The 2,150-nt window shown below is 52.3% G+C and carries 1 protein-coding gene; it reads right to left on the reverse strand.

Annotated features, from left to right (window positions below; all coding sequences use genetic code 11):
• Nucleotides 1–118: 118 nt before the first annotated feature.
• Nucleotides 119–1,618 (reverse strand): ATP-binding protein, encoded by a 1,500-nt coding sequence (locus ACOCD2_RS17350; RefSeq protein ID WP_293648069.1) that lies wholly within the window; start codon nt 1,616–1,618, stop codon nt 119–121.
• Nucleotides 1,619–2,150: the final 532 nt, after the last annotated feature.

Below are 2,150 nucleotides of genomic sequence, written 5' to 3' on the forward strand. Positions count from 1 at the left end.
ATGTGTTGGGTCAATAGCATAGACTCGGCGTACTATGATGTCAAGCCTCTACAGACATGAAAAAGCGATTGTAGATCCATGGAGGCAGGCTTGTACTCATCTTAGGGGTGAGTAGTTACTAAAATTCAAAGCTGCTGCCTGCACCGGGACTGCTGTGTACCGAGATGGCGCCGTGCATGGCTTCCACCAGGCGTTTACAGATATTCAGGCCCAGCCCGGTTCCGCCGGTGGTGTTGATGCTGTAAGCCTTGCCCTGGGAGAAGGCGGAAAAAATCTCGGTCTGGTCCTCCTCCGGAATGCCGATACCGGTATCAGTCACCGTTGTTTTGAGAATGACCTTGTTGTCGCCTTCTGCTTCAACCATGACGCGTAGCACCACTTCTCCTTCATTGGTGAATTTGATAGCGTTGTTTACGAGGTTGGTGATGATCTGCGCGATGCGGGTGGGGTCGCCCTGTAAACTGTCCGGCACGTCGTTGTAGATAAGAGGGATCAGTTCAAGTTGTTTTTCATGGGCGAGGGGGGCGAGCAGGGAGATGGCGCCATGGAAGCACTGGCGCAGGGAAAAGTCCCGTTCCTCGATGATCAGCTTGCCGGCTTCCAGCTTGGACAAATCAAGGATGTCATTGATGATCATCAGCAGGTTGTTGGAGGAAACCTTGATGGTTTCCAGATATTCGGTCTGCATCTGATCCAGCTCGGTGTTGGCGAGCAGGCTGGTAAAACCCAGTATGCCGTTCATCGGCGTGCGAATTTCGTGACTCATGTTGGCCAGGAATTCGGATTTGATCCGGTTTGCCTCTACAGCCCGCTTGCGCGCCAGATCCAGTTCGACATTCCTGATTTCCAGTATTTCCATGCTTTCCTGCAGCTCGATGGTTGCCTGTTCGACCTGGGCATGCAGATTTTCGCTGGCGATACTGATTTCATCGGCCATTTCGTTGAAAGCAGCCTGCAGTTCGCCGATTTCACCACTTGCATCGGTTTTTACCCGGGTGCCCAGTTTGCCCTGGCGCAAATCCCGGGCGGCCTGGGTAAGCTGCTCCAGGGGTTTTGCCAGGCGGCTGCTGAGAAACAGGGCCAGCAGGGCAGTCAGTGCCAATCCGATGAGAGTCAGTGTTACCGTGGTGGTTATAATCTCGCGCTTCTTTTTCACCATGGGGGTGGGATCCAGCCAAAGCACGACTTTTCCCAGCTTCAGTTGCCCGTTTTCGGGCTGGGGAACTGGTTGGTCAGGGTAGTAGCGGTAGATGTCCTGCAGGTCGTAATTTGTCGTGATGGTGGCCTCGAACTGGTTGTCGATCTGGGGAAGCGGGGATGTGTTGTCCCCGGACTGCAGCAATACCAGCCCGTGGGAGTCCATCATCTTGATACCCAGAATGTCCGGATGCAGATGGCGGGTCTCCTCTGCAAGCAGAACGAGCGCATTGTGCTTGCTGGACAGCACGCTGTTGATGGAAGCGGTGGCCAGCTGCTCTGACAGCACGTCGCCCCAGGAATAGAATTGTTTTTCCAGATCCTGCAAGCGGGTAAGCAACAGATAGACCGACAGTACCGCAATGAGAAGCAGTGCCGGCAGCAGGGCTATAAAAAGGATCTGTTGTCTGATGTTGTGCATCAACCATTCCTTTGGGCAGCAGGCGATGCCTCAGGGGGCTTTCTGCCTTGTTGCGAAAACACAAACTGATTCATTCAGCTCTTTCTGAAATTTTTCCAATGATAGATGACTATAGCAACTTGCGTCCTGTTCTTGAAGAAAACTCGTGTCCGGCCCAGGGTCCTGTCATCTAAATCTTGGCTGGGGTGGTGTCTGATCGGAAAAACGCCGTAAATACATTCATGTAGGCTCCGCGTTGGCATCCCTGCCTCCGAGGTTTTCCGATCAGACACTACCCCGCCTTATCAATAACTTAGGAACTTAGATGACATGGTCCTGTATCAGGCTGTTGTCTGGCCTGGCTTCTCTGCGGGAACTCCTGAAAGATAGGTACAGGTACGAGGAGAATGCAGGTATTGACCGGTTTCGGTGTAAGTAATTTATTGACCTGGAATCACCTGTATTGATGCCGGTTTGGTATAAAAGAAGGTTCCTATCCAAACGAGGCGCGTTAAAATACTGCCAATGCCACTCAATGCCAATGACTTATGGA

Origin of the sequence: Thiolapillus sp. (assembly GCF_048562965.1) — a bacterium.
GTDB classification, from domain to species: domain Bacteria; phylum Pseudomonadota; class Gammaproteobacteria; order Chromatiales; family Chromatiaceae; genus Thiolapillus; species Thiolapillus brandeum_A.